The sequence below is a fragment of the Sandarakinorhabdus sp. genome, assembly GCF_040398665.1.
Lineage (GTDB): Bacteria > Pseudomonadota > Alphaproteobacteria > Sphingomonadales > Sphingomonadaceae > Sandarakinorhabdus.
Genome location: NZ_JBBATQ010000004.1, coordinates 62,915 through 89,387, shown reverse-complemented (window position 1 = coordinate 89,387; position 26,473 = coordinate 62,915). Strand labels below are relative to the sequence as shown.

Genomic DNA, 26,473 nt, shown 5'->3' with positions numbered 1-26,473 from the left:
CCTCTCCCGCAAGCGGGAGAGGGGCAGTTCAGTCGCGGCACAACCAAGCCTAGCGCCGGCCCAGCTTGGATTTGAAGATCGACGGCCGGATCGGCACTTTCGCGGCCGGTAACTTGGCCGGCAACGGCTTGGCCGCCGGTTTCGCCGACGGCTTCACCGTGGCCCCGCCCGCCAATTTGGCCAGCGCCGACGCGATTTGCAGTGCGCCCTTCAACCTCGTGCGATCATCACCCCAATCGGCGGCAATGAACAATTTCTGGTCCGGCCTGATCTTGGCGCGCGCGCCAAGCCGCTCGATATAGGCCATCAGGCCATCGGGATTGCCGAAGCGGTCATCACGGAAGCTGATCAGGCCGCCCTTGCGCCCGGCCTCCAGCTTGGCGACGCCCGCGGCCAGACAGGCCAGCTTGATCTCGATGACGGACAGAAGATTTTCGGCTTCGGACGGCAGCGGCCCGAAGCGGTCGATCATCTCGGCCGCCAGCCCATCGATGGCCGGGCGACCATCCAGCTCGTTCAGGCGGCGGTACAGCGCCATGCGCACGTTCAGATCGGGCACATAATGTTCGGGGATCAGGATCGGCACTTCGGCGGTGATCTGGGGAGAGAAGGCTTCGGCGGGCGGCTTCATGCCGGCGGCTTCGGCGCGCGCTTCCAATATGGCTTCCTCCAGCATCGACTGATACAGTTCGAAGCCGATCTCCTTGATATGGCCTGACTGTTCGTCGCCGAGCAGATTGCCGGCGCCGCGCTGATCGAGATCATGGCTGGCGAGCTGGAAGCCGGCACCCAATGTGTCGAGCTGGCTGAGCACTTGCAGACGTTTTTCGGCGCCTTCGGTGATTGCCGCGCCGTCAGCCGTGGTCAGATAGGCGTAGGCGCGGGTCTTGCCGCGACCGACGCGACCGCGGATCTGATAGAGTTGCGCCAGGCCAAAGCGATCGGCGCGATAGACGATCAAGGTGTTGGCCGACGGGATATCGAGCCCGGATTCAATGATGGTGGTCGACAGCAGCACATCATAGCGCTTGTCGTAAAAGGCGCTCATCCGCTCTTCGACTTCGGATGGCGCCATCTGGCCATGGGCGGAGATCGGCTTCACCTCCGGCACGGTTTCGCGCAGAAATTCCTCCAGATCGGGCATGTCGGAAATGCGCGGGACGACAATGAAGCTCTGGCCGCCGCGATAATGTTCGCGCAGCAGCGCCTCGCGGATCACCACCGGATCGAACGGCATCACATAGGTGCGCACCGCCAGGCGATCGACCGGCGGCGTGGCGATCACCGACATTTCGCGCAGGCCGGTCAATGCCATCTGCAAGGTGCGCGGGATCGGCGTGGCGGTCAGCGTCAGCACATGCACATCGGCCTTCAGATTTTTCAGCCGTTCCTTGTGAACGACCCCGAAGCGTTGTTCCTCATCGACAATCACCAGCCCGAGCCGCTTGAATTCGATGTTCTTGGCCAGCAGCGCGTGGGTGCCGACGACGATGTCGGCGGTGCCGTCGGCCAGCCCTTCGCGCGCCACCTTGGCGTCGGCCGCGGTGACCAGGCGCGACAAGTGGCGCACCTCCACCGGCAGGCCGGTGAAGCGTTCGCGGAAATTCTGGTGATGCTGGCGCGCCAACAGTGTCGTCGGGCACACCACCGCCACCTGCATGCCCGACATGGCAGCGGCATAGGCGGCGCGCAGTGCCACCTCGGTCTTGCCGAAGCCGACATCGCCGCACACCAGCCGGTCCATCGGTTTGCCGGAGGTGAGATCGTCGATCACATCGCCGATGGCCTTCAACTGGTCATCGGTTTCGGCATAGGGGAAGCGATCGACGAACGCCGCCAGGCCATGGGCGTCGATGCTCACCGGCTCGCCTTCGCGCAGCATCCGCGCCGCCGCGGTCGCCAGCAATTCGCCGGCAATCTCGCGGATGCGGTTCTTCATCCGCGCCTTGCGGCTGCTCCACGCCACGCCGCCCAACTTGTCGAGGCCGACACCGTCACTGTCGCTGCCATAGCGGCTGAGCACGTCGATATTCTCGACCGGCACATAGAGCTTGTCGCCGCCGTCATAGCTGAGCGCGACGCAATCATGCGGCTTGCCGCCGATCGGAATCGCCAGCAGGCCATCATAGCGGCCGATGCCATGATCGCGGTGCACGATCAGATCGCCGGGGCTGAGCATGGCCAGTTCGGCCATGAAGGCATCGGCGCGGCGCACCGAGCGCGCCTTGCGCACCAGCCGGTCGCCCAGCATGTCCTGTTCGGTGAGCAGGTGCAGCCGCCCACGCGGCTCCTCCAGGCTGAAGCCATGATCCAGCGGCAAGACCGTGAGCACGACGGCACCCGCTGAGGCCTGGCCCAGGGCTTCCTGCCAGTGATCGGCGATGGCCAGCCGGTTCATGCCTTCATCGACCAGCAGGCCCCGCAAGCGCTCGCGCGCGCCGGCCGAGTAGCTGGCGAGGATCACGCGGTCCCCGGCGGCACGGCGCGCTTCGACATGCGCCAGGATCGCGGTGTAGACCGGCGGACCGCCATTGGCCTGCGCCACGCGTTCGGGCGCAAAATCGCGGGCGGCGTTGGCGGCGCAATCGATGGCGAACAGCGTGCCATCGGCAACATCGTGCGGCGACGTGGCATGCACCTTGTGCGCCACCAATTGCGCCGCCCATTCCGCCGGCGCCAGATACAGCGCGTCGGCCGGCAACGGGCGATAGCTGCCCTTTTTCTGGCTGAGCGCGGCAACGCGGTTGTCGTGATAATCGGCGATGGCTTCGAAGCGATCGGACGCGGCGCCATCGGCGCCATGATCCCGCACCAGCAGGTCATCCGCGCCGATCCAGTCGAACATCGTCACCAGGCCGGGCTCGAACAGCGGCAGCCAATGTTCCATGCCGGCCAGCCGCCGACCGTCGCTGACGGCTTCATACAACGGATCGCCAGTGGCGGTGGCGCCAAAGCGTTCGAGCCAGCCGGCGCGGAACGCCTTGATGCGCGCGTCATCGAGCAGCACTTCGGACACCGGCAGCAGGTCGAAGCCATCCGCAGGCCCCAGGCTGCGCTGGCTGGCGGGATCGAAGCGGCGGATGGTTTCGATCTCGTCGCCGAAGAAGTCGAGGCGCAGGCCATGATCGGCGCCGGCCGACATCACATCGACAAGGCCACCGCGCAGCGCATATTCGCCGGCCTCTACCACCGTATCGACGCGCACATAGCCGTTGGCGGCAAGCTTCAGCGCCAGGGCATTGCGATCGATGCGGCTGCCGGGTTTCAGCCGGGCGGCCAGGCTGGCAACCCGCGATTTGGGCAGCACGCGCTGGGTGATGGCGTTGACCGTGGTGACCACAAGCTGCGCGCCGGTCGGCGCTTCGGTGAGCGCCGCCAGCGCCGCAACGCGGTCGGACGCGCTTTTCAGCGACGGCGAGGCGCGGTCATAGGGCAGGCAATCCCAGGCCGGCAGCACCAGCACAGCGATTTCCGGCGCGAAATAGCTGGCGGCTTCGGCGACAGCACGCGCTTGGGATTCGTCGGCGGCGATGAACCAGGCGCGGCCTTTGGTGGCGCGCGCGGCATCGGCCATCAGCCATGGCAGATAACCGCCGGCACAGCGCGCCAACGTGACGGTGCGCGACGCGGCAACAAAGCGGGGGAGATCGATCACCTAAATCCCTCTCCCCTTGCGGGCGAGGGCGAGAGACGCGCCGCAGGCGCGGCTCGTGAGGGGGTGGCAGCGATTGCGCAACCCCTCACCCCGCTCGCCTGCGGCGAGTCGCCCTCTCCCGCAAGGGGAGAGGGATTCACTTGGTCACCTCGACATAATCGAGCTTTTTCAGCAACGTCATCCAGTCATTGTCCAGATGCGCCGGCACTTCGGCCGTGCCGAACGCCCAGGCGAGGATATCGACATCCTGTTCCTGCAAAACGACCTCGAACCAGGCCATGGCCGCTTCGTCGAAATCGGCGCCATGGCGCGCGAAAAAGCCGCCGACGACCAGATCGGCCTCTTTCGTCCCGCGATGGTCGGCGCGGTAGCGCGCGCGGCGCAGGCGCAATTCCATCGAGTCCGGCTGATTGTCGTTCATGTTGCCCGGCCTTCAAAACAGGATTGCCCAAAGCAGTTGTCCACGCCGGCGTTTCAAACGGCCAGCGCGGTGCTATGACGTTGGCATAGCCATGCGCCCGGACATCCTCAACCCATTGTTCGCCGAAGTCGCCGCGCTGAAAGGCGTCGGGCCGTCGCAGGTGCGGCAACTCGGCCGGCTGAAGCTGACGCGCGCCATCGATCTGGCCTTCCACCTGCCGGTGATGATGATCGATCGGCTGGCGGTGGATGCGCTCGACGAAAGCCTGGTCGGCCGGCCGGTGGTGGTGCCGCTGACCGCGGCGCGCCATGATCGCGGCGGCCCGCGCAGTCCGCTGCGCGTCGCGGCCGTTGATCGTGGCGGGCAATGGGTGGACCTGGTGTTTTTCGGCCAGAGCGCCTCCTGGGCGCAGACGCGGCTGCCGATCGGCGTTGAAAAGCGCATCATCGGCAAGCTCGACCGTTATGGCCAGAAATTGCAGATCGCCCACCCCGATGTGCAGGCCATGGACGGCCCGGCGCCGCCACAGGAGCGCGAAGCCGTCTATCCGCTGACCGAAGGGCTGACCAATCGGCGCATGGCACAATTGGTGGGCGAAGCGTTGGGCCGGGTGCCGGCGCTGGCCGAATGGATCGAGCCATCAGTGATCGCGCGGGCGGGCTGGGAGAATTTTGCCGGCAGCTTGCAGGCTGCGCACCGGATAGACGGTGGGCGTGATCGGCTGGCCTATGATGAACTGCTCGCCAATCAACTGGCGCTGCTGCTGGTGCGCGCCGACACACGGGCGCGGCGCGGGCGGGCGCTGGCGGGCGACGGCCGCTTGACGGCCGCATTGCTGGCGGGTCTGCCCTGGCCGTTGACCGGCGCCCAGCGGCGCGTGCTCGGCGAGATCACCGGCGACATGGCGCAGGCGCAGCCGATGCTGCGGCTGCTGCAGGGCGATGTCGGATCGGGCAAGACGCTGGTCGGCCTGATGGCGATGTTGACGGCGGTGGAAGCCGGCACCCAGGCAGCATTGCTGGCACCCACCGAGATATTGGCGCGGCAACATCATGCCACGCTCACCAAACAGGCCGCAAATCTGCCGGTGCGCATCGCGCTGCTCACCGGGCGCGACAAGGGCAAGGCCCGCGAGGCGCTGCTGGCTGATCTGGCCGAAGGGCGCATCGACATATTGATCGGCACCCATGCGATTTTTCAGGAGACGGTGGCCTATCATGATCTGGGTCTGGTCGTGGTGGATGAACAGCATCGCTTCGGCGTGGCGCAGCGCCTGTTGTTGGCCAACAAGGCCCACGTGCCGCCGCATGTGCTGGCGATGACCGCCACGCCGATCCCGCGCAGCCTGGCGCTGACCCGCTTTGGCGAGATGGACCAGAGCATCATCGACGAACGCCCGCCCGGCCGGCAGCCGATCGACACGCGGGTGATGGCCACGGCGCGGCTGGATGAAGTGACGGCGGCGCTGGCCCGGCATCTGGATGGCGGCGGCCAGGCCTATTGGGTGTGCCCGTTGGTCGACGGCAATGAGGATGAAGACGAAGCCGCCGCCACCACCCGCGCGGCCTTCCTTAAGGCGCGGTTGGGGGAGGGGAAGGTCGGGCTGGTGCACGGCCGCATGAAGGGGCCGGACAAGGATGCGGTGATGGCGGAGTTTGCCGCCGGCCGGCTGGGCCTGCTGGTGGCGACCACGGTGATCGAGGTGGGTGTGGACGTGCCCAATGCCACGCTGATGATCATCGAGGCGGCCGAGCGTTTCGGGCTGGCGCAGTTGCACCAGTTGCGCGGCCGGGTCGGGCGCGGGGCGGGGCACAGCGTCTGCCTGCTGCTGCGCGGCGATGAGCTTTCGGAAACGGCGCGCGAACGGCTGAAGCTGCTGCGCGAGACCAATGATGGGTTTCGCATTGCCGAAGCCGATCTGAAACTGCGCGGGCCGGGCGAGATCCTCGGCACGCGCCAGTCCGGCGAGGAGGCGTTCCGCTTCGCCGATCCGGGGCGGGTGCAGCACTATGTGACGATGGCGCGCGATGATGCGCGGCTGCTGCTGGAGCGCGACGGCGGCCTGGCGGGGGTGCGCGGGCAGGCCGCGCGGGTGTTGCTGTATCTGTTCGAGCGCGATGCGGGGGTCGCGTTGTTGCGGAGTGGATGAGTGCATCTGTGACCGCGTGCGCCACCCCTCCGTCAGCCTTCGGCTGCCACCTCCCCTTGCAGGGGAGGATCATAGTTCCTCCCCTGCAAGGGGAGGTGGCGAGCGAAGTGAGACGGAGGGGTGGCGTGTGTGGTGTCTCAGGGCGATGCGTGCGGCGAGCGCGGCCGGCGGCGGAGCCGCCGAGTCCGCTTGGACTTTTCAAGAAGAAAAGAAAGAACGCGGCAAAGCCGCGCCGTCGAAGCGGTTCTGCCGGCCTGAGGGCCGTCAGCCAGCCCGGCCGGTCAGACACGAGTCTGCCCGCAACGCTTGCGCGTTGCGGGCAGCCGATCAGCGACGTCTGTAAGCCGGGTTCTGTCCCGGGGCCGAAACCCCATGGGCGACCATTCCTCTCGGACGGCGGTTGCCCGCCGCCTCCAGCAACCAACCCGGATGACTGGGCCGGTTCCTGCCCTGCGCACCGAAATGCGCGCGCCATCCCTATTCGGTCTTGCTCCCGGTGGGGTTTGCCGTGCCGCTTTGGTTGCCCATCGCGCGGTGCGCTCTTGCCGCACCGTTTCACCCTTGCCTGTCCTGTTGTTGCCAACAGCCATCGGCGGTCTCTTCTCTGTGGCACTGTCCCTGATCCGAGTTGCCCAAATTTCTCTGGGACTCAGACCGCCGGGCGTTACCCGGCACCGCGTTCCGTGGAGCCCGGACTTTCCTCGGCAGATTTGCACCTGACGCGGCCGCCCGACGACGTGATCGCAGACCCCCATGGCATTTCGCGGCGATTCGCGCCACAGCAGGCGCCATGATCGAGATCGAAGGCGATATCAGTAACGGGGGCCAGGCCTTCACCGTGCCGGCCGAAGTGATTGCCCAGGGGCTGAAACTCGCCCCCGAAGCCGTACAGCCGATGCTGGCCGGGCGGCAGATCAGCACCTGGGTGGAGGCCGGAGTCGACGAGGATTTCGGCACCTTCCGGCTGACCTTCGCCACCGACAAGCGCCGGCTGCGGGTGATCATCGATGCGCTGGGCAGCATCCTTTCGCATAGCACGCTGGATTTTGGCGGGCATGAGCTGCCGGTGGCAGCGCGGCGGCCCAGCCCGCGCTGAACCGCGGCAAGACGGGTCCGCGCTGCGCCGCGGCGTGATTGGTCTGCGTTGAACCGTGGCAAAATCTGGTCCGCTGTCGGCCATGGCAACATTACACAGTTGCAATGTTTCGATCGGTTCACCATATCCGTATCTGTCGAATCGGCATGCCCCCCTCGCAATGCCGATTTCGCTGGCCGGCAGTTATACCGGCCACCGCTTGTTTGATGGCCTTCCCCCCTGTTAGGCCATCGGCGGGAAAACCTGGCGGCCAGCCCTCCCCCCTTGGGCTGGCCGCCTTTTTCTTACAGGCCTTCCGCCAGCAGCAGCCCGCGCAAGATCTGGCGGCATTCCACGTCGATCAGGCCGTCGAGCCGGACAGGGCGGTGGCGGCGCTGAAAGGCAATGATCGCCTCGGTGGGCGCGGTGATATCGTAGCCATAGCGGGCCAGCGCCGCGAGGAAGCCGGGGTCGCTCCAGCCGGGATCGAGGCTTGGGGCGGGTACGGCGGCCAGGCCCAATGCGGCGAGGCGCGGCCAATCGAACAACTCACCCGGGTCCTGCTTGCGGGTCGGTGCGATGTCGCTGTGGCCCACCACATTGGCCGGCGCGATGCGGTGGCGGGCGGTGATCTCGGCAGCCAGCGCCACCACCGCATCCATCTGTTGGCGCGGGAAGGGGACATAGCCGAACGCGTGGCCGGGATTGACGATCTCGATGCCGATGCTGGCGCTGTTGATGTCGGTGATGCCGCGCCACCAACTGCGCCCGGCGTGCCAGGCGCGGTTCGCTTCGTCCACCATCTGCAGAACGGCACCGTCTTCGGCGACGACATAATGCGCCGAGACATTCGAGGCCGGATTGGCCAGCCAGTCGATGGCGGCGTCCCCTGTCTGCATGCCGGTATAATGCAGCACCAGCATGGCGATGGGCAGCTTGCGCACGTCGAAATTCGGGCTTGGGCGTGTAATCATAGCGGTTCCACCGGGACATCCGTGTCGCGTCGTTGCGCCGTGCGCAACGTGATGATGGCGACCCCGACGAAGGTCAGCGCGCCGCCGACCAGCATCTGGTTGGTGATCGGCGTCGAATAGACCGCAATCGCCACCCCCACCGAAATCAGCGGGGTGGGCAGGGTGAGCGGCGAGACCACCGCCACCGGATAGCGCTGGAACAGCCAGGTCATGCCGCCATGGCCGATCACCGAGGAGATGATCGCCGAATAGGCCACCCAGCCCCAGGTGCTGATCGGCAATTGCGGGATGGCGGCCAGGCGGTCCGGCTCCACCACCCAGGCCGCCACCAGCATCACCGGCACCGAAATCAGCCCCAGCCAGGCGTGGATGGTCAGCACCGGCACGCCCGCCAGGGATCGGAACAGCAGATTGCCGCCGGCCCAGCACATGGCCGCGCCCACGGTGAGGATCAGACCGAGCCGCTCATCGGCAATGGCGGGGTCAAAGCCCATCACCACCGCGCCCGTGATGGCGATGGCGATGGCGGTGATGCGCGGCCAGCGGATGCGTTCGCCCATGAAGATCACCGCCAGGATCAGGCTGAACGGCACCCCCAGTTGCCCGACGATCGACAGCGCTGAAAGATTGTCGGCCACGGCAAAGCTGAGCGCGCCCAGCGTCATGAAACCGGCGCCGGCGACCAGCCCGGTGATCAGGATGATGTGCATGCGCCCCGGCAGCCAGCGCAGGAATGGCAGGCAGACCAACGTGGCCACGGCATAACGCAGCAGCACGGTGACCAGCGGCCCGGCCGAGACCACCGATTCCTTCACCGCCACGATATTGCAGGCCCAGATGCAGTCGATGGCCAGGATCATGGCAAGATGGCTGGGTTTCATCGCCGCCTTCCGGTCAATTGGTCGTACGCAGCGTTGATGCTGGCCATGCGCAGTTCCGATACGCGGATGAATTCGGATGGCACGCCTTCGGCCACGGCGCGATCGGGGTGATAGCGTTTCACCAGCGCATGATAGGCCGCCTTGATGGTGGCGGCATCGGCGCCGGGTTCCACGCCCAGCACCGCCCAATGATCATCAGCGGCGGGCGCCAGGTGGCGGCGGCGGATGCGTGCCTGCGCCGCCGCGTCAAAGCCCAGCAGGGGTGCCACCTGTTCGAGATAGGCCAGTTCGGCCGCATCGAAGCCGTCGACCGCCGCGATCATCCACAGCGCATCGAGCAGATCCTCCAGCGTCGGTGAGCCTGGCCCCAGCAGTTCGGCGGCCTGCCGTGCATAGGCTTCGAACCCGGCGGTCGAGGCCTTGGCCAGATCATAGAAGCGCCGTGCGTTGACCGATTCGGCGGGATCGACGCGGAACAGGCGCTGGAATGTGGCGAATTCGGCCGCAGTGGCCTCGCCATCGGCGCTGGCCATCTTGGCCGACAGCGCGATGGCGGCGATGGTGAAGGCCACCTGACGCTGACCCGGTTTGGTGAAGCGGGCACGCGCCAGATCGACGGCACTGCCGGCGGCCGCGCCGGCCAGTGCCCCGATCGGCCCCCCGATCACCAGCCCGATGGCGGTGCCGGCCAGAGTTGCCCAGATGCTCATACTTGGCCGGTTTAGACCCGATTGATTGGCGATTGAAGCGCAATGGCTCCCTCCCCCTTGCGGGGAGGGCGACCCGCGCCTCTTGGCGCGAGCGGGGTGGGGGTTTCGCCTTCAGTGACAGCAGGCGGGTTCCCCCACCCCCCCGGATCAAGTCCGGGGCAGGCTGCTCGGCTGGCGCCGAGTCGCCCTCCCCACAAGGGGGAGGGCGTTCAGAACGTATATCTTATGGCGATAAACCCCGGCCAGCCGGGAACCCTCAGTGCCCGACCGTGACGCCGTCCACGCCCGACAAGGCCAGTTGCGCGCGCAGTTCGGCTTCCAGACGCGCGAGGGCGGCGGCATCGGCGGCTTCGGCGCGGGCGACCAGCACATCCTGAGTGTTGGATGCGCGCAGCAGCCACCAGCCATCGGCGCGCATCACGCGGGCGCCATCGGTTTCGTTGACGGTGGCGCCTTCCTGGCCAAGCCGCGCCAGCACTTCGGCCACCACTTCGAACTTGCGGTCTTCGGAAGATTGGAAACGCATTTCCGGGGTGTTGACCATGGCCGGCATCGCATCCTTCAGCGCGGTGAGTGATCCGCCCAGCGCCGTGACGGCTTCGATCAGGCGCACTGCGCCCAATATGCCGTCGTCCACGCCATGCCAGCGATGCTTGAAGAAGATATGGCCGCTCATTTCGCCAGCGATGGGGGAGCCGACCTCCTTCATCTTCGCCTTGATCAGGCTGTGGCCGGTTTTCCACATCAGCGGCGTGCCGCCCAGTTCGGTGATGCGATCGAACAGCGCCTGGCTGGCCTTCACATCGGCGATCACGGTCGATCCGGGCAGTTCGGCCAGCACCGGTTCGGCCAGGATCGCCAGCAATTGATCGCCCCACACCACGCGGCCCAGGCCATCGACCGCACCGATGCGATCGGCATCGCCATCGAAGGCCACGCCGAAATCGCAGCGCTTTTCGGCCACCACACGCTTCAGATCGACCAGATTGGCCTCCACGGTGGGATCGGGGTGATGATTGGGAAACGTGCCGTCCACTTCGGTGAACAGCAGATGGTGGGTGCCGGGCAGGATGCGGGTCAGCTTTTCCACCACCGGGCCAGCGACGCCGTTGCCGCAATCCCAGGCGATGGTGAAGGCGCCATCACCGGTCTTGCCGCGAAAATCGGCGGCCAGCGCCAGGACATAAATGTCCATGATGTAATGCGTGCGGCTGCTGCCGGCGCCGCTTTCCCAATCGCCGGCGGCGGCGAGTGCCCCCAGGCCGCGAATGTCGGCGCCAAAGAACGGCCGATCCTTCAGCATCATCTTGCAGCCGTTCCAGTTGGGCGGATTGTGGCTGCCGGTCACCATCAGGCCGGCATCGGCGCCAAGCTCGAACACGCTGAAATACAGCATCGGCGTCGGGCCGAGGCCGACATCCACGACATCGCAGCCCGCCGCCATCAGGCCCTGCGCCACCGCAGCGCTCAAGGCCGGTGAGGATTCGCGGCCGTCGCGGCCCAGCGCCACCAGCGTGCCGCCGCCGCGTCGCACGACGGTGCCAAAGCTCAAGCCCACGGCGCGGGCATCGGCCTCGGTCAGGCTTTCGCCAACGATGCCACGGATGTCATATTCGCGCAGGGCGGTCGGGTGAAAAATGTGGGACACGAGTTTCCTCAAAAAGATTCAGCAACGGCAAACCGGCGCCCTGATGCGCGCCGTGTGTGACAATTGCAATTGTGGCTTCGGCAGCCCAGCGCAAGTTACGGTCGCATCATCGCCCGGTTTCGCGGCGCTTGTCGGCCGCAGCAATCAGCAGGTCGCGCGCCGCGGTCAAAGCTTGCGCGGCTTCGTCACTGCCGCCGGCATCGGGATGCGCCGTGGTCATTGCATGGCGCCAGGCCTGCCAGATGACATCCGATCCCGCGTCGGCCGGCACGTTCAGCAATTGTGCCGCCGCCGTTAGTTGCCGATTGCGGGCACCGCCGGGCAGCGCCACCGGCCGGCCCGACCATTTCCACCAGGCCAGGCCCACACCGGCCGCCACCAGCGCCAGCACCGGTCGACCGGTGCTGAGCAGCCGGAACGCCAGCAGGCCGGCCGCCGCCGCGCCGCCCAGCCGCAGCAGATTGGGCAGCAGCACACCTTCGCGATGCAGCCACCAGGCCAGTGCCGCCACCGCCAGGATCGCCAGCAGCATCAGGGTCCAAACTCAATGAGAATAGGGGTCGTCACGCTGTCAGGAAGTCCGGCAGGAGTGAGCGAGTGCGGACGGATAGCAGCGCTATCCGGCAAATGAGCGAGCGCTCTGCCGGGCTTCCTGACAGCGCCCGAAGGGTGGCACGGAGAAGCGAAATGGCGTCGTTGCGGTCGCTCGCCGGGGGGCGAAGCCCCGCCAGCGCGCCCGCGCCTCGCCATTTCGCTTCTCCGTGCCATGCCGACCCCTATTCTCATTGAGTTTGGACCCTAAGCCGCCAATTCGATGCCGCAGGGCAGGTTCAGCCCGATCAGCAAGGCGCGCAATTCGCTGCGCGCCGCGACATGGCTCAAGGAAAAATCGCTGAGCGCCGCACGATCGAGCAGGGTGAGCCCGCGGGGGAAAAACTCGCGGAAAATCACGCGTTCGGACAGGCCGGGCAGCACGCGGAAGCCGACGCGTTTCGACAGTGTGTCCAGCGCGGCACCCATGCGCTGCTTGTTGCGGGCGTCGAGCGCCGACAGGCGATTTCGGATCACCACCCAATCCATCGGCCGGCCCTGCTCTCGGGCGCGGCGGGTGCGGGCTTGCCAGACCAGCTCCGCATAAAAGCTCGGCTTGGTGACTTCGAAGCTCTCGCCGTCCACTTCGCCGATCAGATCGAAATCGACGAAGCTGTCGTTGATCGGCGTCACCAGCGTGTCGGCGCGCGCCATGGCTGCCCGCGCCAGCGCCGAATCCCGCCCGGGCGAATCGATGATGATGAAATCCAGCGTGCTGGCCTGTTGCAGGCGTTGCGCCAACTCGGCCTCACCATTGTTGCCATCCTCGACCACCGCCACATCGGGCGCTGGCAAGGTGAGGCCATGGCGCTGCGCGTGTAGCCAGCGATTTTCCAGATAGCGCGTCGAGGTGCGCTGCCGGCTGTCGAGATCGATCAGCGCGGTACGAAGCCCGGCCAGCGCCAGGGCGACACCAACGTGTACGGCCGTGGTCGATTTGCCTGTGCCACCCTTTTCATTGGCCATCACGATCAGATGTGCGCTCACATGCCCCCTCACACTGCCAAGCTTGCAGGATGCGCCTGTATCGCCCACAGCGCGCGCCACCTGTCAACGCAGATGCACGAAAGCCATGACGCGCCGATGACTGATGTTTTGCCGCCCAAGGGCCTGCCTGTGGTGCGCACCCCTGCCGCATTGCGCGACCGCGTGCGTGCCTGGCAGCGCGAAGGCAAGCGTGTTGCACTGGTGCCCACGATGGGCGCGCTGCATGCCGGGCATCTGGCGCTGGTCACCAGGGGGCTCGCCCAGGCCGATGTCGCGGTCGCATCGATCTTTGTGAACCCCAAGCAGTTCGGGCCGAACGAGGATCTGGAACGTTATCCGCGTGACGAGGCCGGCGATGCCCTGAAACTCGCCCGTGTGGGCTGCCGCCTGCTCTATGCCCCCGATGTCGCCACCATGTATCCGCCGGGCTTTGCCAGCTTCGTGCGGGTGGCAGGCCTGCCGGATCTGCTCTGTGGCCGGGTGCGGCCCGGCCATTTCGACGGCGTTGCCACGGTGGTTGCCAAGCTGCTGAGCGCGGCCCAGGCCGATGTCGCGGTGTTCGGCGAGAAGGATTGGCAGCAGTTGGCGATCATAAGGCGGATGGCAGCCGATCTGGATATCGGCACAACAATCGTCGGCTGCGCCATCGTGCGCGATGCCGATGGCCTGGCGCTGTCCAGCCGCAATGCCTATTTGTCGGCCGATGAACGCGCCCGGGCGCTGGCGCTGCCGCAAGCCTTGCTGGCCACGCGTGAGGCGATAATGGCCGGCATGCCGGTGGCGGCGGCACTGGCGGCAGGCGAGCGCCGGCTGAAGGGCGCCGGCTTTGGCCACGTCGATTATTTCGAGCTGGCCGATGGCGAAACGCTGCACAGCCTGGGTGCGCCAGCGCCGGGTGCCCGCCTGCTGGCCGCCGCGATGATGGGCACGACGCGGCTGATCGACAATATTGCGCTGTAGGGTGGGTCAGCGCCGCCGGTGCGGCGGCGGGCCGGGATAGAGCGAAGCGCCCCACGGGTTGGTCCACAGGCCATAGCCGCCGCCATAACCATAACCGCCAAAGCCTCTGAACGCGCTGATGTCGTTCGCCGCGCCGCCGCTGGCATAGCCCAGGCTGAAGCCTTGCAGGCCGCCGCGATTGCTGGTGCCTTGCAGCACCGAAATCGCCGCCGTGCCGCTTTCACCCACCGGCATGATGGCGGTGCCCGACATGCCGAAGGTGCCGCCACTGCCGGCGAACATCGTCACTTCACCCTGCACCTTGCGGTCGCGCACGGCCGGGCCTTCGCCGTAGAATTCCGGGTAGAGCGAGCGGTCCAGTACCGACGATCGCGCCGCCTGTTCCGGTGTCAGCACGGCGGCGCGCTCCGGGCCGTTGGCGGCGGCCGCAATCACGGCGTCCCGCTCGGCCGCTGTCAGGCGAACGACGTCAGCCGCAGCGGCCGGAGCGGCGAGCACAAGCGCCAGGGCAAGAAGATTTCGCATGGACGACAATAACATGGCTCAACCTTGATCGCGCCTGAACGGCAATCAGTCTTGATCGCGCCTGAACGGCGCGTGCGCATCAAGATACTCGATTTCCTCGATCACCGCGCGGGTTTCCCGCGCCAGATAATCGGCGATGGCGCGGTGGAAGTTCGGATCGGGGATATGGTGCGCCGAAATCACCGGCGTCGGCCGATAGCCGCGCGCCAATTTGTGCGCACCCTGCGCGCCGGCCTCGACCCGCGCGCGGCCATTCAGGATCGCCCATTCGATGGCCTGATAATAGCAGAGCTCGAAATGCAGGAATGGCACATCCTGCCTGGCGCCCCAATAGCGACCATAAAGACATTCATCGCCGATGAAGTTGAGCGCGCCGGCAATGGGTTTGCCATCGCGCAGCGCCAGCATCAGCAGCACGCGCTCCCCCATGGCTTCGCCGATCAGGGAGAAGAACGGCCGCGTCAGATAGGGCCGGCCCCATTTCTTGGCCCCCGTATCCTGATAGAAGGTCCAGAACGCATCCCAGTGCGCCTCGGTAATGGCAGCGCCGGTCAGGTGGATGATCTCCAGCCCGGCGACGGCGCGTTCGCGTTCCTTGCGGATCTGCTTGCGTTTCGCCGACGACAGCGCGCCGAGAAAATCGCCGAAATTCTGATAGCCCTCGTTCTGCCAGTGGAACTGTTCGCCAACGCGCATCAGCCAGCCGGCGGCCTTGAACATCGCCTGCTGGTCCGGGCTGATGAAGGTGGCGTGCGCGCTGGAAAAGCCGTTGCCGGCGGTGATCTGCTCGGCAGCGGCGATCAGCGCCGGGCCGGCTTCGGACACGCGCAGCAGCAAGCGCGGGCCGGTGGCCGGCGTGAACGGGAAGGCGGCCTGCAGCTTGGGGTAATAACGCCCGCCGGCGCGCTCATAGGCGTCGGACCAGCCATGATCGAAGACATATTCGCCCTGGCTGTGGGTTTTCAGATAGGCGGGCATGATGCCGGCCGGGCGACCGTCCGCACCGTCGGCGACCAGATGCACGGGTTGCCAGCCAGTGCGGCTGCACGCGCTGCCCGAATCCTCCAGTGCGCGGAAAAATTCGGCCTGCGCGAACGGGTTGGCCACCCTTTCTGTGCCCATCCCGGCGCAGGCATTCCAGTCGGCCAGCGAAACCTCGCTGGCCTTGCCGACGACCCGCACAGACCATGCATCGGCCATCAGGCGATTTCGACCACCGCGTCCACTTCCACGGCCACGCCGCGCGGCAGCACGGCCACACCCACCGCGGCGCGGGCATGGCGACCGGCATCGCCGAACACCTCGACCATCAGATCGGATGCGCCGTTGCCAACCTCTGGCTGGCTGGTGAAATCGGGGTGGCTGGCGACGAACACGCCCAGCTTCACCACGCGCTTGACGCGGTTCAGATCACCCAGCGCCGCCTTCATCTGGGCGATCAGGCCAACCGCGCAGCGGCGCGCTGCCGCCTGGCCAAAGGCGATATCCACCGTGTCGCCCAGCCGGCCCTTCATCAGGCTGCCATCCTCGGCAAACGGGATCTGCCCGCTGATGTGCATCAGATTCCCCGACGTGACGGTCGGCACATAATTGGCGGCCGGCGCTGCGGCGGAGGGCAGGGTGATGCCGAGGGCGGCAAGCTTGTCTTCCGGAGTCATCACGTCAGCCTTTCAGGATGGTTTCGATATGGGACAGCATCGCCGGCCAGTCATCATGGCGGGCATGGGCGTCGGGCGCGGCCGGGATCAGGTGGCGCACCTCGATTTCGGCGACCATGTGCAGGCGGTGGACATGATCGGCATGCGCCTTCACCGATGTGTGGTTGGGCGGCAGATCGTCGATGAAGATGGCGGTACTGGGTTGAAACTCATCGAGCAATTTCTTCAGCGGCTCGCCCTTGCCGCCCTTGTTGCCGATCACCCGGTACGGCATGTCGAGCCGTGCCAACTCATGCGTGCGCCGGGTTGCGTGATGATCGGCGATGTTGGTGAGCACCACGACGTCGCAATCGCGTGCCAGTTGGGCCAGCGAGTCGGCAGCACCGGCAATCGGCTGCTGGTTGTGCATCCAGTCGGCAAAGAAGCCGTCGAGCAGCGGCGGAAATTCCTGCGGGGCCACCGCACTGCCATCGGCGCGCCGCACGTTGCCGGTGAGCGCGAAACTGTCCATGGCCAGCGTCAGGGCGTGAACTTCGCGCAGATAATCGATGAACGGCGCGATGAAGTGCAGCAGCACGCCGTCGCAATCGGAAATGATCAGCGGGCGCGCCATTACCAGTTACTCCCCAGCCGGCGCGCGGCCTGCGCCAATTGTTCCGGCTTCACGCCGATCGCGTCGGCGGTGGCGACCAGATCGGGTTCATTGGCCATCAGATAATCCAGCAGCGCCATCAGCGTCGCAGGCTGGTCGGCATTGGCCCGCAGCGCAGCGCCGTCCATGCCGGTCAGCGCCAGGAAGCGCGGCCCCATATCCTCATCACCGGCCACATGCGCCAACGCTTGCAGCGCCAGCACGGCCGGATCGGTGGGGGAGGATTTGTCGCGCAGCACAGGCAAAGCCCTAATCGCCGGGGCCGGAGATGCCAAGCGCGCGCATGCGGTTGCCACTGTCGCGGGGCGGCCTCGCAAAGTTGGGTGCTGGCCGCACGCGGCGGCCAAGCCTAGCATTCGGGATCAATGGTGGGGATAAGTGGATGTACAAGCTGCACGGCGCACTGGGTTCGCCCTATTCGATGAAGCTGCGCGCCGTTTTGCGGGCGCGGCACATCCCGCATGTCTGGGTGCATGGCGGCAAGACGCACGCCGCCGCGACCGCCAGGGTGAAGGCGCCGGTGATCCCGGTGCTGGAATATCCCGATGGCCAGTTCGCCAATGATTCGACGCCGCTGATCTATGATCTTGAACAGCGCCACCCGGACCGCAGCATCGTGCCGCCCGATCCCGGTCACGCCTTCCTGGCGCATCTGATCGAGGATTTTTCCGATGAATGGCTGACCAAGGCGATGTTCGGCTATCGCTGGCTGGAAGAGGTCGACCAGCTGCAGATGAGCCGCTGGCTGGCGTTCGATGCCTTCAAGGGCGGCGGCGCCGAGCGCATCGAGCAGTTTTCCACCATGTTCCGCGAACGTCAGGTCGGGCGGATGGCGCTGGTCGGCTGCACGCGGGAGAATTTCGCCCTGATCGAGGCCTCCACCCGCCGCGTGCTGGCGGCGCTGGAAGCGCATGTGGTGAACGAGCACTGGCTGTTTGGCTCGCGGCCATCGCTGGCGGAGTTCGGCCTTTATGGGCAATTGTCGCAGTTGGGCGTCGATCCAACGGCGCAGGCGATGATGCGCGCCGATTATCCCAGCAGCTATCGGTGGCTGCTGCATGTCGATGATGCGTCGGGCATCGATGGCGAATGGCAAGCGGGCGATGCGCCACTGGCGCCGGTTCTCACGGCGCTGCTGGCCGAAATCGGGCGTGTCTATGGCCCGTTCCTGCTGGCGAATGCCGCCGCTGCCGCAGCCGGCGAAACCATGTTCCGCATGCATATTGATGGCCTGGCGTACGAACAGGGTGTGTTCAAATATCAGGCCAAATGTCTCGCTGATCTGCGCGCCCGCCATGCGGCGCTGGATGCCGCGACGCGGGCGCGGATCGATCCGCTGCTGGACGCCGCCGGCTGCCTGGCCTTCCTGCAATGACCGTGTGGCAGCGTTTGCTGCCGGCCAGCGCCAGTGCCGATTTCACCGGCCGGCCGCTGGCGCTGTGGGCGCTCTATCCGGTCACTGCGATCACCCTGTGGCGCAGCCAGCATCACATGTTCGCGCCCGACGGCGGTGCCGAATCGATCGCGACCATCCCGCTCAGCCGCTACAGCCCGGACGCCAGCGCCAATATCATCGCCATGTTCGCGCAGTGGGGCCTGTCGCAATTGCTGCTCGGCCTGGTGATGCTGGTGGTGGCCGTGCGTTACCGGGCGCTGGTGCCGTTGATGTGGCTGCTGCTGTGCCTGGAATATGCCGGCCGACAGGGGCTGGGCCTGATCAAGCCAGTGCACACCGCCGGCACCGCGCCGGGTGCGGCCGCCAATCCGCTGCTGTTGCTGCTGGCGGTGGTAATGCTGGCGTTGGCGCTTTGGCCGGCACAAAGCCGCTCGCGCTGATCAACCGCCAACGAAAAAGGCCCGGCGTTGCCGCCAGGCCTTCATGCCGTCAGGCAAGCGCGCTGGCGCTTACTTGATCTTGGCTTCCTTGAATTCGACATGCTTGCGCGCGACCGGATCATATTTCTTGAACAGCAACTTTTCGGTCTTGGTGCGCGGGTTCTTCTTGGTGACATAATAATAACCGGTGTCGGCAGTGGACACGAGCTTGATCTTGATGGTGGTCGGCTTGGCCATGATTCCGGTATCCGCAAAATATGTTTGTCACGCATCGACCATGGCCGGCGCGGCGAAGACGTGCCCAATGCGGAAACGCGCCGCGAAAGTCAAGCGCTCTGGCCCATACCGGCCGTGGTGGCATTGGCACGGGCAGGCCGAGCCCCTATCTGACTTGCATGACCATCGTAACCCTTGAAAATCGCGCCGTACTGGCGGTGGCCGGTGCTGATGCGCAGGCCTTTCTGCAAGGCCTGATCACCCATGACGTGGCGCTGCTGGCGCCGGGCCGCGTGCTGTTCGCCGGCTTGCTGTCACCGCAGGGCAAGGCGCTGTTCGATTTTCACCTGCATGCAGGGGACGATGCCATATTGATCGATATCGCCGCGCCCCGCGCCGACGCGCTGCTGAAGCGACTCAGCCTCTACAAATTGCGCAAGGCCGTCACCCTTGCCCGCCGCGATGATCTGGCGGTGCTGGCCGATTGGCCGGCGGCCGACCCGGCCCCCGACGCTCCTGACGCCCGCACGGCGGTGCTGGGCGCGCGCTGGATCGCGCCTGCCGGCAGCGCACCGGACGGTGCGGAGGCTTATGATGCGCATCGCCATGCCGTCGGCGTCCCCGACAGCGCCGATATCGGCGAGGATGAATTGTTGTGGCTGGAAACCGGTGCCGATCTGCTGGACGGCGTCAGCTTCACCAAGGGCTGTTATGTCGGCCAGGAAAACACCGCGCGCATGCACCACCGCGACAAGGTGCGCCGCCGGCTGGTGCCGGTGACGATCGCGGGCGATTCGGGTGATGCGGTCGAAGTGAAAGACAGTGAAGGCCGCGCTACGGGCAAGCTGCGCACCCGACGCGGCGCGCATGCCATCGTGCATCTGCGGCTGGAGGCCGCCGCCGGGCCGCTGTTTCTGGGCGATGCCGCCGTCACCGTCCGCCGCCCGGCCTGGCTGGAGCCGGCCTGGTGATGGCCGATCCCGTCGGCCGTGCTGGCGCCAGGATCGATGCCATCACCGGGGAAACCTGGCGCTGGCTGACGCAGGACAGCGGCGAGGCGCTGTTCGGGCTTGGCCTGGGCGCGGCATTGTTTGTCGGCTTGCAACTGGTGCTGATCGGCGCGCGCCGGGTGTTTCCGGCCGCGTCGGAAGGCTGGCGCGGCCTGATGCGCGCGCTGGTCGATCGCACGCTGCAACTGTTCCTGTTTGCGGTCGCGCTTGATGCCGCCACCAATGTTGCGGCGCCGCCGGGGCCGCTGCTGCGGCTGGTGGACAATCTCTTCATCGTGGCGATCGCCGTGCAGGGCGCGCTGTGGCTGCGCGAGCTGGTACTGGGCATGATCCGCCACCGTGCCGTGGCCGATGCCGAAGATCACAGTGCGTTGGGCAGCGCGATGGGCGTGATCACCGTGCTGGTCAATGTCGTGGTGTGGCTGCTGGCCGGCATATTGATCCTCGACAATCTGGGCGTGAATGTCACCGCGCTGGTGGCTGGTCTGGGCGTGGGCGGCATCGCCATCGGTCTGGCCGCACAGGGCATTTTCTCCGATCTGTTTGCGGCGCTGTCGATCCTGTTCGATCGGCCGTTCCGGGTGGGCGACATCATCACCTATGGCAATTCCACCGGCACCGTGGAGAAGATCGGCATGAAGACCACGCGGATACGGTCCCTGTCGGGCGAGCAACTGGTGATGGCCAACACCAAGCTGCTCGATCAGCAAGTGGCGAATCTGCGCCGCATCGAGGAGCGGCGGGTGGTGATGAATTTCGGCATCATCTACCAGACGCCGCCCGACGTGCTGGAATCGCTGCCCGGCCATTTGCAGGCGATTGTCGACGCCCAGCCGCAGTGCCGGTTCGACCGCGCGGCGTTCACCGGCTTCGGCGCGTCGAGCCTGGATTTCGAACTGATCTTCTTCGTCACCGTGCCGGACCTGGCGGCGATGGTGGCGGCGCGGCAGGCGGTGGGCTTTGCCATCGTGCGCCGCTTTGCCGAACTGCGCGTCGACTTTGCCTATCCGACGCAAACCAGCTTCACCGCCGCGCCGGATGGGCGGCTGATCGATCCCACCGACCTCAAGGGGCGGGCGCCGGCGGGCGGTTAGATTCGATAGCGCCCAAGTTGAAACATTTAACTCCCTCCCCCTTGAGGGGAGGGCGACTCGCGCCCCATGGCGCGAGCGGGGTGGGGGTCCGCCTTTCGGTCACAGCGGGCGGGAACCCCCACCCCGCTCGGCTGGCGCCGAGCCGCCCTCCCCTCAAGGGGGAGGGAGCCGAAGTGCTTCAATTAAAACGCAATCAACTTCAGCCGATGGTGCGCTCAGCCCGGCGTCTTGGGAATGGCGCCCATCCGTGCGTGCGCCGGAATGCTGTCATATACATGCGGCGGCGCGAGGCCGAGGCCGGCCCGCACGGCATCGAGGGGTTGCGGCAACAGCGCGGCATAATCCAGTTGGCTCAGCCACAGCGCCGATCGGCCGCGGCGATAGCCTTCCCAGATGGCGCGCGCATAGGGATGGCGTTCCGGCGCGGTGCGGCTTTTGACGGCGGCGCCGGCGGCGATGAACGCCCAGCCCAGCCCGCCAGTCTGCGGCCAGGAGAAGGCGACCAGACACGCCTCCCCCAGGCCATCGGTGCCATATCCGGCCAGCACATGCCACAGATCATGCACATCGCGCGTGCGCCGGCCGAACCAGGCCACTGGATGCTCGACGCCGCGCATGACATGCGACGACACCGCGATCAGCCCTTCGGCCGAGATGTTGCTGCCTTCCACATGCGCCAGATAGGCGCGGCCCAGGCTGTCGGGCGGCAGGGTGCGCAACCAGGCCCGATCCGACAGCAGCGCGGCGATTTCGTCGCGCCGATACGCCAGTTGGCCGCCTTCCACCGTGGTCAGCAGCCGATGATAGCCGCGCCAGGTGGCATCGCCGTTCAGCGCCTGCATGATGTTGAACACCTCCTCGGTGCTGTCCTTGTCGGCCAGCAGCCGGCGCAGCGCCGCAAAGGCCGCCGGCCAGTTGCGGCGCGGGCGAACAATGGCCTGCGGCTGCAGGGCGGCGATCGGTTGGATGATACTCATTGCGGAGCCAGACTACGCAATTTGCCGCAAACTGCAACGTCGGTTCAGCTGATGTCCTCGATGCTGAGCAGCGACGCATTGCCGCCGGCGCTGGTCGTGTCGGTGGAAACCGTGCGTTCGGTGAGGAAGCGATAGAGATAATGCGGGCCGCCGGCCTTGAAACCGGTGCCGGACAGGCCTTCGCCGCCGAACGGCTGGCTGCCCACCACCGCGCCGATCATCGAGCGATTGACATAGAGATTGCCGACCTCGGCCAGCGCGGTCACGTCGGCAGCGACGCTGGCGATGCGGCTGTGCAGGCCCATGGTCAGGCCGAACCCGCTGGCGTTCACCGCTGCCACGGTTTCGGCCAATTTGCCGGCCGGCCAGGTGGCGACATGCAGGATGGGGCCGAACCATTCGGCGGTCAGCTCGGCCGGCGAATCGAGCTGGATGATGGTCGGCACCACGATTTCACCGGCGGCAGGGGCGGACAGGGCATGGACCCAGCGTGTGCGCAGTGACTGGCGATAGGTTTCGAGGCGATCATAGGCGCCGCCGTCGATCACCGGGCCGACATCGGTCGCCGGATCGGCCGGATCGCCCAGCACCAGGCCGTCCATGGCGCCGTTCAGCATGGCCAGCGTGCGCTCCGCCACATCCGCCTGCACCAGCAGCAGGCGCAATGCCGAGCAACGCTGCCCGGCCGAGCGGAACGCCGAGGTGAGGACATCGGCCACCACTTGCTCGGTCAGCGCGGTCGAATCGACGATCATCGCGTTGATGCCGCCGGTTTCGGCGATCAACGGCACCAGTGGGCGCGATTCATCATCGAGCAGGGCGCGCGCAATGCGGCGCGCGGTGGCAGTGGAGCCGGTGAAGGCGACGCCCATGATGCGCGCGTCGCGCACCAGCGCATCGCCGATGTCGCCGTCGCCCGTCACCAACCCGAACACGCCCGCTGGCACGCCGGCCTCCAGCGCCAGTTTGCGCGCCATCGCGGCGATCACCGGCGTTTGCGGCGCCGGCTTGGCGACCACGGCATTGCCGGCGACCAGCGCGGCCGCGACCTGGCCCAGGAAGATCGCCAGCGGGAAATTCCACGGCGCGATGGCGGCAAACACGCCGCGCGGCGCGAGGTGCAGCTCATTCTTCTCGCCGGTCGGGCCGGGCAGCAGCATCGGCACCATGATGCGGCGCGCTTCGGCGGCATAATAGCGGCAGAAATCCACGGCTTCGCGCACCTCGGCCAGCGCGTCGGGGATGGTCTTGCGCGCCTCGATCACCAAGGCGGCGATCAGATCGAGCCGGTCGCGTTCCAACAGATCGGCCAACTGGTCCAGCACTGCCGCGCGCGCCGCCACCGGCTGCCGTGCCCAGGCCGGGAAGGCGGCGTGCGCGGCCGCCACCGCATCGCCGACCTCGCTGGTCAGATGCAGCGGTGCCGGCGGCGCGGGCAGCGTGAAGCCGGCGACATGGGCGGCGGTGGCGGCCAGCACGTCGGCATCGGCCAGATCGAGGCCGGCGCTGTTGCGGCGCGTGTCGCCATACAGCGCGGCCGGCAGCGGGATCGACGGGTGCGGCGCGCCGCCCACCGCGGCGATGCGCACCGCCGGATCGGCGAGCAGATGCGCATCGGAAACATTCTCGTCGGCCAGTTGGTGCACGAAGCTGCTGTTGGCGCCGTTTTCCAGCAGGCGCCGCACCAGATAGGCCAGCAGGTCGCGGTGGCCGCCGACCGGCGCATAGGTGCGGCAGCGCCAGCCATCGCTTTGCACCAGGCGCTCGAACAGGCCTTCGCCCATGCCGTGCAGGCGCTGGAATTCGAAATCGCGTCTGCCCGACTGGCTGGCCCATTCCAGGATGGTGGCGACGGTCAGCGCATTGTGGGTGGCAAAGGCCGGGTATAGCCGCGCATCGGCCAGCATGTCGCGAGCGCAGGCGAGATAGGAGACGTCGGTGGCGGCCTTGCGGGTGAACAGCGGGTAATCGGCCAGGCCGTTTTCCTGGGTGCGCTTGATCTCGCTGTCCCAATAGGCGCCTTTCACCAGCCTTACGGTCAATTGCGTGCCGGTTTCTTCGGCCAGCGCGCCGGCCCAGGCGATCACGGCGCGCGCCCGCTTGCCATAGGCTTGCACCGCCAGGCCGAAACCGCCCCAACCTGGGCGCGGCTGGCGGGCGACGGCGGCGATGATGTCCAGGCTCATCGTCAGCCGCTCCTGTTCTTCGGCATCGACCGTCAGCCCGATGCCGGCGCTGGCGGCGGCGTCGGCCAGTTGCTGGAGCATGGCGATCAGCGCCGGCACACAGGTGGCCGCATGCGCGGTTTCATAACGGGGATGCAGCGCCGACAGCTTCACCGAGATCGAATGGCGCTGGGTGATGGGATCATTCGTCTTCGCATCACGGCCCACGGCCTGGATCGCGTTCAGATAGCTGGCGAAATAGCGCGTCCCATCTTCGGCGGTGCGCGCGGCTTCGCCCAGCATGTCGAAACTGGCGGTGAAGCCGCGATTGTCCTTGTCGGCGGCGCGGTCCAGTGCTTCCTCGATGCTGCGGCCCATCACGAACACCTGACCCATCAATCGCATGGCGGCGCCCACGCCCTGGCGCACGAACGGCTCCCCGGCGCGCGCGATCAGCCGGCGCAGCACGCTGGCGCGGCCATCCTCGCCCACCACGGCGCGGGTGATCACCAGGCCCCAGGTGGCGCTGTTGACCAGGGCCGAATCGGAATCACCCAGATGCCCGGACCAATCGGGCGTGCCCAATTTGTCGCGGATCAGCAGATCGGCGGTCGCGGCATCCGGCACGCGCAGGAACGCCTCGGCCAGGCTGAGCAGCGCCACGCCTTCGGCGGTGTTGAGCCGATACTGATGCAGGAAGCGGTTGACCCAGCCCGAGCCTTGCGCGGCGCGCAGATCGGCGAGCAGGCCGAGCGCGCGGCCTTCCACCCCGGCGCGGGTGGCCGCATCCAGCGTGGCGGCCGGCAGCAGGCCGGCGAGCACGTCGGCTTCGGGCGCCCGGTGGAGGCTGCGCATCAGGGCGCGGGTGGCAATGTGGGCGCGGTTCATTGCTGCCGTTTACGGACTCGGCGGCCCCGCGTCACCTTCCGTTACACATGTGTCAGACGGCGGCGGCCTTCATCATCCGCGCCTCGCGCCGGCGCGCTGCCGCACCGACCAGGCCGAAGCCGGCCATCAGCATGGCCCAGCTCGCTGGTTCTGGCACGGCATTGGCGGCGATATCGTCGAATTCGAAGGCAATACCGCCGGCATCCAGCCTGATGGCGTGAATCCAGGTCCCCGCCTCCGCCACAAAGCCGACGCGTCGGTTGGCATTGGCGGCCCACCAACTGCCGTTCTGCGCCGGCAACTGGTTGCCGGTGAACTGGCCGAGCACCTGGCTGTTGCGGCCCAGAAGGGTGACGCGGTTATGGCCGTCCACCGATCCCCAATACAGGCTGATCGAACGCAGCGCCGGGGTCCGCAAGGTGGCGCTGGCCGGCTGGCCCTGCGCGGTGGAGACAAAGCCGAAGCGGTTGGTGACGCCGGCCGGTGCGGCAGCCGTGCCCGACAGGCTGGTGGCGCGGGTCGCCGGTGCGCCGGCCCAGGTGAAGCCCGGCGCATTGGCCGCATCGAAGGTGACGACACGCGATTCACCGGCAAGCGGGCCGGGATCGGGCGCGCCGGGCCGGCTGACCAGGGTGGCGGCCGTCGCCGGCAGGGCGACAAAGGCGGCGACGAGGAAAGCGGCAGTGAGGGTGGGGCGCATCATGATATCCTTGGTGGCAGGGCGGCAGGTCGCCGCCGGGTTGATGGCCAGCCCGTTACGCCAAGGTAAAAAATGCGTGAATATCAACAAAGGGTTAACCGTTGCGCCTTAACCTCGAATCTGCCGGGTTGACGCGCACGTCAAGCGGGGCTTAGGTTCGCGCCAAAGCAATCAATGGGAAGGATCGGCCATGGCCGCAAAAAGCCTGACTCTGGACGAATTTCGCGCGCTGGCCGGCACCGAAGTGGGTGTGTCGGACTGGATCGAGGTGCCGCAGGACAAGATCGACGCCTTTGCCGAAGTGACCGGCGATCACCAGTTCATCCACGTGAATCCGGAACTGGCCGCGCAAACGCCGTTCGGCACCACCATCGCCCACGGCTATCTGACGCTCAGCCTGCTTTCGGTGATGGCCTATCAGGCGATGCCCGGCATCAAGGGCACGCGCATGGGCGTGAACTATGGCCTCAACAAGGTGCGTTTCATGGCGCCGGTGAAATCCGGCCGCAAGATCCGCGGGCGCTTCACCATTGCCGACGTGACGCAGCGCCCGGATGGCGCCTGGCAGACCACGACCAATGTCGCGGTGGAGATCGACGGTGAAACCAAGCCGGCGTTGGCGGCGGAGTGGATCACGTTGCAGTACGTCGGTTAAACCAGAGCTTACCCTCACCCTCCCACCGCCCAGCGGGGCGGGCCCC

At 66.8% G+C, this 26,473-nt stretch carries 25 protein-coding genes and 1 other RNA gene; 8 read left to right on the top strand and 18 right to left on the bottom strand.

Annotated elements, in window-relative coordinates:
* Positions 1-49: 49 nt before the first annotated feature.
* The gene (gene mfd / locus ABWP22_RS06905) at positions 50-3,655 is read right to left on the bottom strand and encodes a transcription-repair coupling factor (protein WP_353199224.1); all 3,606 of its coding nucleotides are present in this window, start codon (positions 3,653-3,655) and stop codon (positions 50-52) included.
* A gap of 136 nt (positions 3,656-3,791) precedes the next feature.
* On the bottom strand, positions 3,792-4,076 hold the full coding sequence (locus ABWP22_RS06900; protein WP_353199223.1) for an FAD assembly factor SdhE: 285 nt from the start codon (positions 4,074-4,076) through the stop codon (positions 3,792-3,794).
* 91 nt (positions 4,077-4,167) lie between these two features.
* On the opposite strand from ABWP22_RS06900, the gene recG reads away from it, so the two are divergent.
* A complete protein-coding gene (gene recG, locus ABWP22_RS06895; protein ID WP_353199222.1) occupies positions 4,168-6,225 on the top strand; it encodes an ATP-dependent DNA helicase RecG in 2,058 nt (685 codons plus the stop codon).
* A gap of 323 nt (positions 6,226-6,548) precedes the next feature.
* Here recG and rnpB read toward each other — a convergent pair.
* Positions 6,549-6,966: RNase P RNA component class A (gene rnpB / locus ABWP22_RS06890), an RNA gene on the bottom strand.
* A gap of 49 nt (positions 6,967-7,015) precedes the next feature.
* On the opposite strand from rnpB, the gene ABWP22_RS06885 reads away from it, so the two are divergent.
* Complete coding sequence (locus ABWP22_RS06885; protein ID WP_353199221.1) at positions 7,016-7,321, top strand: DUF6522 family protein; 306 nt, start codon at positions 7,016-7,018, stop codon at positions 7,319-7,321.
* Positions 7,322-7,605: 284 nt separating this feature from the next.
* Here the strand turns inward: ABWP22_RS06885 and ABWP22_RS06880 are convergent, their stop codons facing one another.
* The 6 genes from ABWP22_RS06880 to ABWP22_RS06855 all read right to left on the bottom strand — a co-directional run bounded on the left by ABWP22_RS06880 (position 7,606) and on the right by ABWP22_RS06855 (position 13,070).
* On the bottom strand, positions 7,606-8,274 hold the full coding sequence (locus ABWP22_RS06880; RefSeq protein ID WP_353199220.1) for an N-acetylmuramoyl-L-alanine amidase: 669 nt from the start codon (positions 8,272-8,274) through the stop codon (positions 7,606-7,608).
* Positions 8,271-9,134, bottom strand: coding sequence for a DMT family transporter (locus ABWP22_RS06875; protein ID WP_353199219.1), 864 nt, complete (start codon positions 9,132-9,134; stop codon positions 8,271-8,273). Before ABWP22_RS06875 ends, ABWP22_RS06880 begins: the two co-directional genes overlap by 4 nt.
* A gap of 17 nt (positions 9,135-9,151) precedes the next feature.
* Positions 9,152-9,865 (bottom strand): TerB family tellurite resistance protein, encoded by a 714-nt coding sequence (locus ABWP22_RS06870; RefSeq protein WP_353199218.1) that lies wholly within the window; start codon positions 9,863-9,865, stop codon positions 9,152-9,154.
* A 256-nt stretch (positions 9,866-10,121) separates the two neighbouring features.
* Positions 10,122-11,513, bottom strand: a complete 1,392-nt coding sequence (pgmG, locus tag ABWP22_RS06865) for a phosphoglucomutase/phosphomannomutase PgmG (RefSeq protein ID WP_353199217.1) — start codon at positions 11,511-11,513, stop codon at positions 10,122-10,124.
* A 106-nt stretch (positions 11,514-11,619) separates the two neighbouring features.
* Entirely contained in the window at positions 11,620-12,045 is a 426-nt protein-coding gene (locus ABWP22_RS06860; RefSeq protein ID WP_353199216.1) for a J domain-containing protein, read from the bottom strand.
* A gap of 266 nt (positions 12,046-12,311) precedes the next feature.
* Positions 12,312-13,070, bottom strand: coding sequence for a division plane positioning ATPase MipZ (locus tag ABWP22_RS06855; protein WP_353199455.1), 759 nt, complete (start codon positions 13,068-13,070; stop codon positions 12,312-12,314).
* 117 nt (positions 13,071-13,187) lie between these two features.
* Here ABWP22_RS06855 and panC point away from each other — a divergent pair, with 117 nt between their 5' ends.
* Complete coding sequence (panC, locus tag ABWP22_RS06850) at positions 13,188-14,051, top strand: pantoate--beta-alanine ligase (RefSeq protein WP_353199215.1); 864 nt, start codon at positions 13,188-13,190, stop codon at positions 14,049-14,051.
* Positions 14,052-14,057: 6 nt separating this feature from the next.
* Here the strand turns inward: panC and ABWP22_RS06845 are convergent, their stop codons facing one another.
* From ABWP22_RS06845 to ABWP22_RS06825, 5 genes are read right to left on the bottom strand one after another with little or no spacing between them, the layout of a single operon-like run.
* Positions 14,058-14,576: a hypothetical protein gene (locus tag ABWP22_RS06845; protein ID WP_353199214.1), complete on the bottom strand. Its 519-nt coding sequence runs from the start codon at positions 14,574-14,576 to the stop codon at positions 14,058-14,060.
* A 45-nt stretch (positions 14,577-14,621) separates the two neighbouring features.
* Positions 14,622-15,776 carry a GNAT family N-acetyltransferase gene (locus tag ABWP22_RS06840; protein ID WP_353199213.1) on the bottom strand — a complete coding sequence of 385 codons (1,155 nt, stop codon included), beginning with the start codon at positions 15,774-15,776 and terminating at the stop codon, positions 14,622-14,624.
* A complete protein-coding gene (locus ABWP22_RS06835; protein ID WP_353199212.1) occupies positions 15,776-16,234 on the bottom strand; it encodes a RidA family protein in 459 nt (152 codons plus the stop codon). The genes ABWP22_RS06840 and ABWP22_RS06835 overlap by 1 nt, the downstream gene beginning before the upstream one ends.
* Before the next feature lie 4 nt (positions 16,235-16,238).
* Positions 16,239-16,847: an HAD family hydrolase gene (locus tag ABWP22_RS06830; RefSeq protein ID WP_353199211.1), complete on the bottom strand. Its 609-nt coding sequence runs from the start codon at positions 16,845-16,847 to the stop codon at positions 16,239-16,241.
* Positions 16,847-17,125 (bottom strand): DUF3572 domain-containing protein, encoded by a 279-nt coding sequence (locus ABWP22_RS06825; protein WP_353199210.1) that lies wholly within the window; start codon positions 17,123-17,125, stop codon positions 16,847-16,849. The genes ABWP22_RS06830 and ABWP22_RS06825 overlap by 1 nt, the downstream gene beginning before the upstream one ends.
* A gap of 143 nt (positions 17,126-17,268) precedes the next feature.
* Between ABWP22_RS06825 and ABWP22_RS06820 the strand changes: the two genes are divergently transcribed.
* A complete protein-coding gene (locus ABWP22_RS06820) occupies positions 17,269-18,261 on the top strand; it encodes a glutathione S-transferase family protein (protein WP_353199209.1) in 993 nt (330 codons plus the stop codon).
* A 2-nt stretch (positions 18,262-18,263) separates the two neighbouring features.
* On the top strand, positions 18,264-18,722 hold the full coding sequence (locus ABWP22_RS06815) for a hypothetical protein (RefSeq protein ID WP_353199208.1): 459 nt from the start codon (positions 18,264-18,266) through the stop codon (positions 18,720-18,722).
* Between the two features lie 69 nt (positions 18,723-18,791).
* On the opposite strand, the gene rpmG is transcribed toward ABWP22_RS06815, so the two are convergent.
* Positions 18,792-18,959 (bottom strand): 50S ribosomal protein L33, encoded by a 168-nt coding sequence (gene rpmG / locus ABWP22_RS06810; RefSeq protein ID WP_353199207.1) that lies wholly within the window; start codon positions 18,957-18,959, stop codon positions 18,792-18,794.
* A gap of 158 nt (positions 18,960-19,117) precedes the next feature.
* Here rpmG and ygfZ point away from each other — a divergent pair, with 158 nt between their 5' ends.
* On the top strand, positions 19,118-19,909 hold the full coding sequence (gene ygfZ, locus ABWP22_RS06805; RefSeq protein ID WP_353199206.1) for a CAF17-like 4Fe-4S cluster assembly/insertion protein YgfZ: 792 nt from the start codon (positions 19,118-19,120) through the stop codon (positions 19,907-19,909).
* A complete protein-coding gene (locus tag ABWP22_RS06800) occupies positions 19,909-21,042 on the top strand; it encodes a mechanosensitive ion channel family protein (RefSeq protein ID WP_353199454.1) in 1,134 nt (377 codons plus the stop codon). Before ygfZ ends, ABWP22_RS06800 begins: the two co-directional genes overlap by 1 nt.
* A 215-nt stretch (positions 21,043-21,257) precedes the next feature.
* Here ABWP22_RS06800 and ABWP22_RS06795 read toward each other — a convergent pair whose 3' ends face one another.
* The 3 genes from ABWP22_RS06795 to ABWP22_RS06785 are packed head-to-tail and all read right to left on the bottom strand — an operon-like array spanning position 21,258 to position 25,775.
* Complete coding sequence (locus tag ABWP22_RS06795; RefSeq protein ID WP_353199205.1) at positions 21,258-22,019, bottom strand: Coq4 family protein; 762 nt, start codon at positions 22,017-22,019, stop codon at positions 21,258-21,260.
* A gap of 44 nt (positions 22,020-22,063) precedes the next feature.
* Positions 22,064-25,072 carry an L-glutamate gamma-semialdehyde dehydrogenase gene (locus ABWP22_RS06790; RefSeq protein WP_353199204.1) on the bottom strand — a complete coding sequence of 1,003 codons (3,009 nt, stop codon included), beginning with the start codon at positions 25,070-25,072 and terminating at the stop codon, positions 22,064-22,066.
* 52 nt (positions 25,073-25,124) lie between these two features.
* Positions 25,125-25,775, bottom strand: coding sequence for an Npun_F0296 family exosortase-dependent surface protein (locus ABWP22_RS06785; protein ID WP_353199203.1), 651 nt, complete (start codon positions 25,773-25,775; stop codon positions 25,125-25,127).
* Positions 25,776-25,962: 187 nt separating this feature from the next.
* On the opposite strand from ABWP22_RS06785, the gene ABWP22_RS06780 reads away from it, so the two are divergent.
* On the top strand, positions 25,963-26,427 hold the full coding sequence (locus tag ABWP22_RS06780) for a MaoC family dehydratase (RefSeq protein WP_353199202.1): 465 nt from the start codon (positions 25,963-25,965) through the stop codon (positions 26,425-26,427).
* The last annotated feature ends 46 nt before the right edge of the window (positions 26,428-26,473 follow it).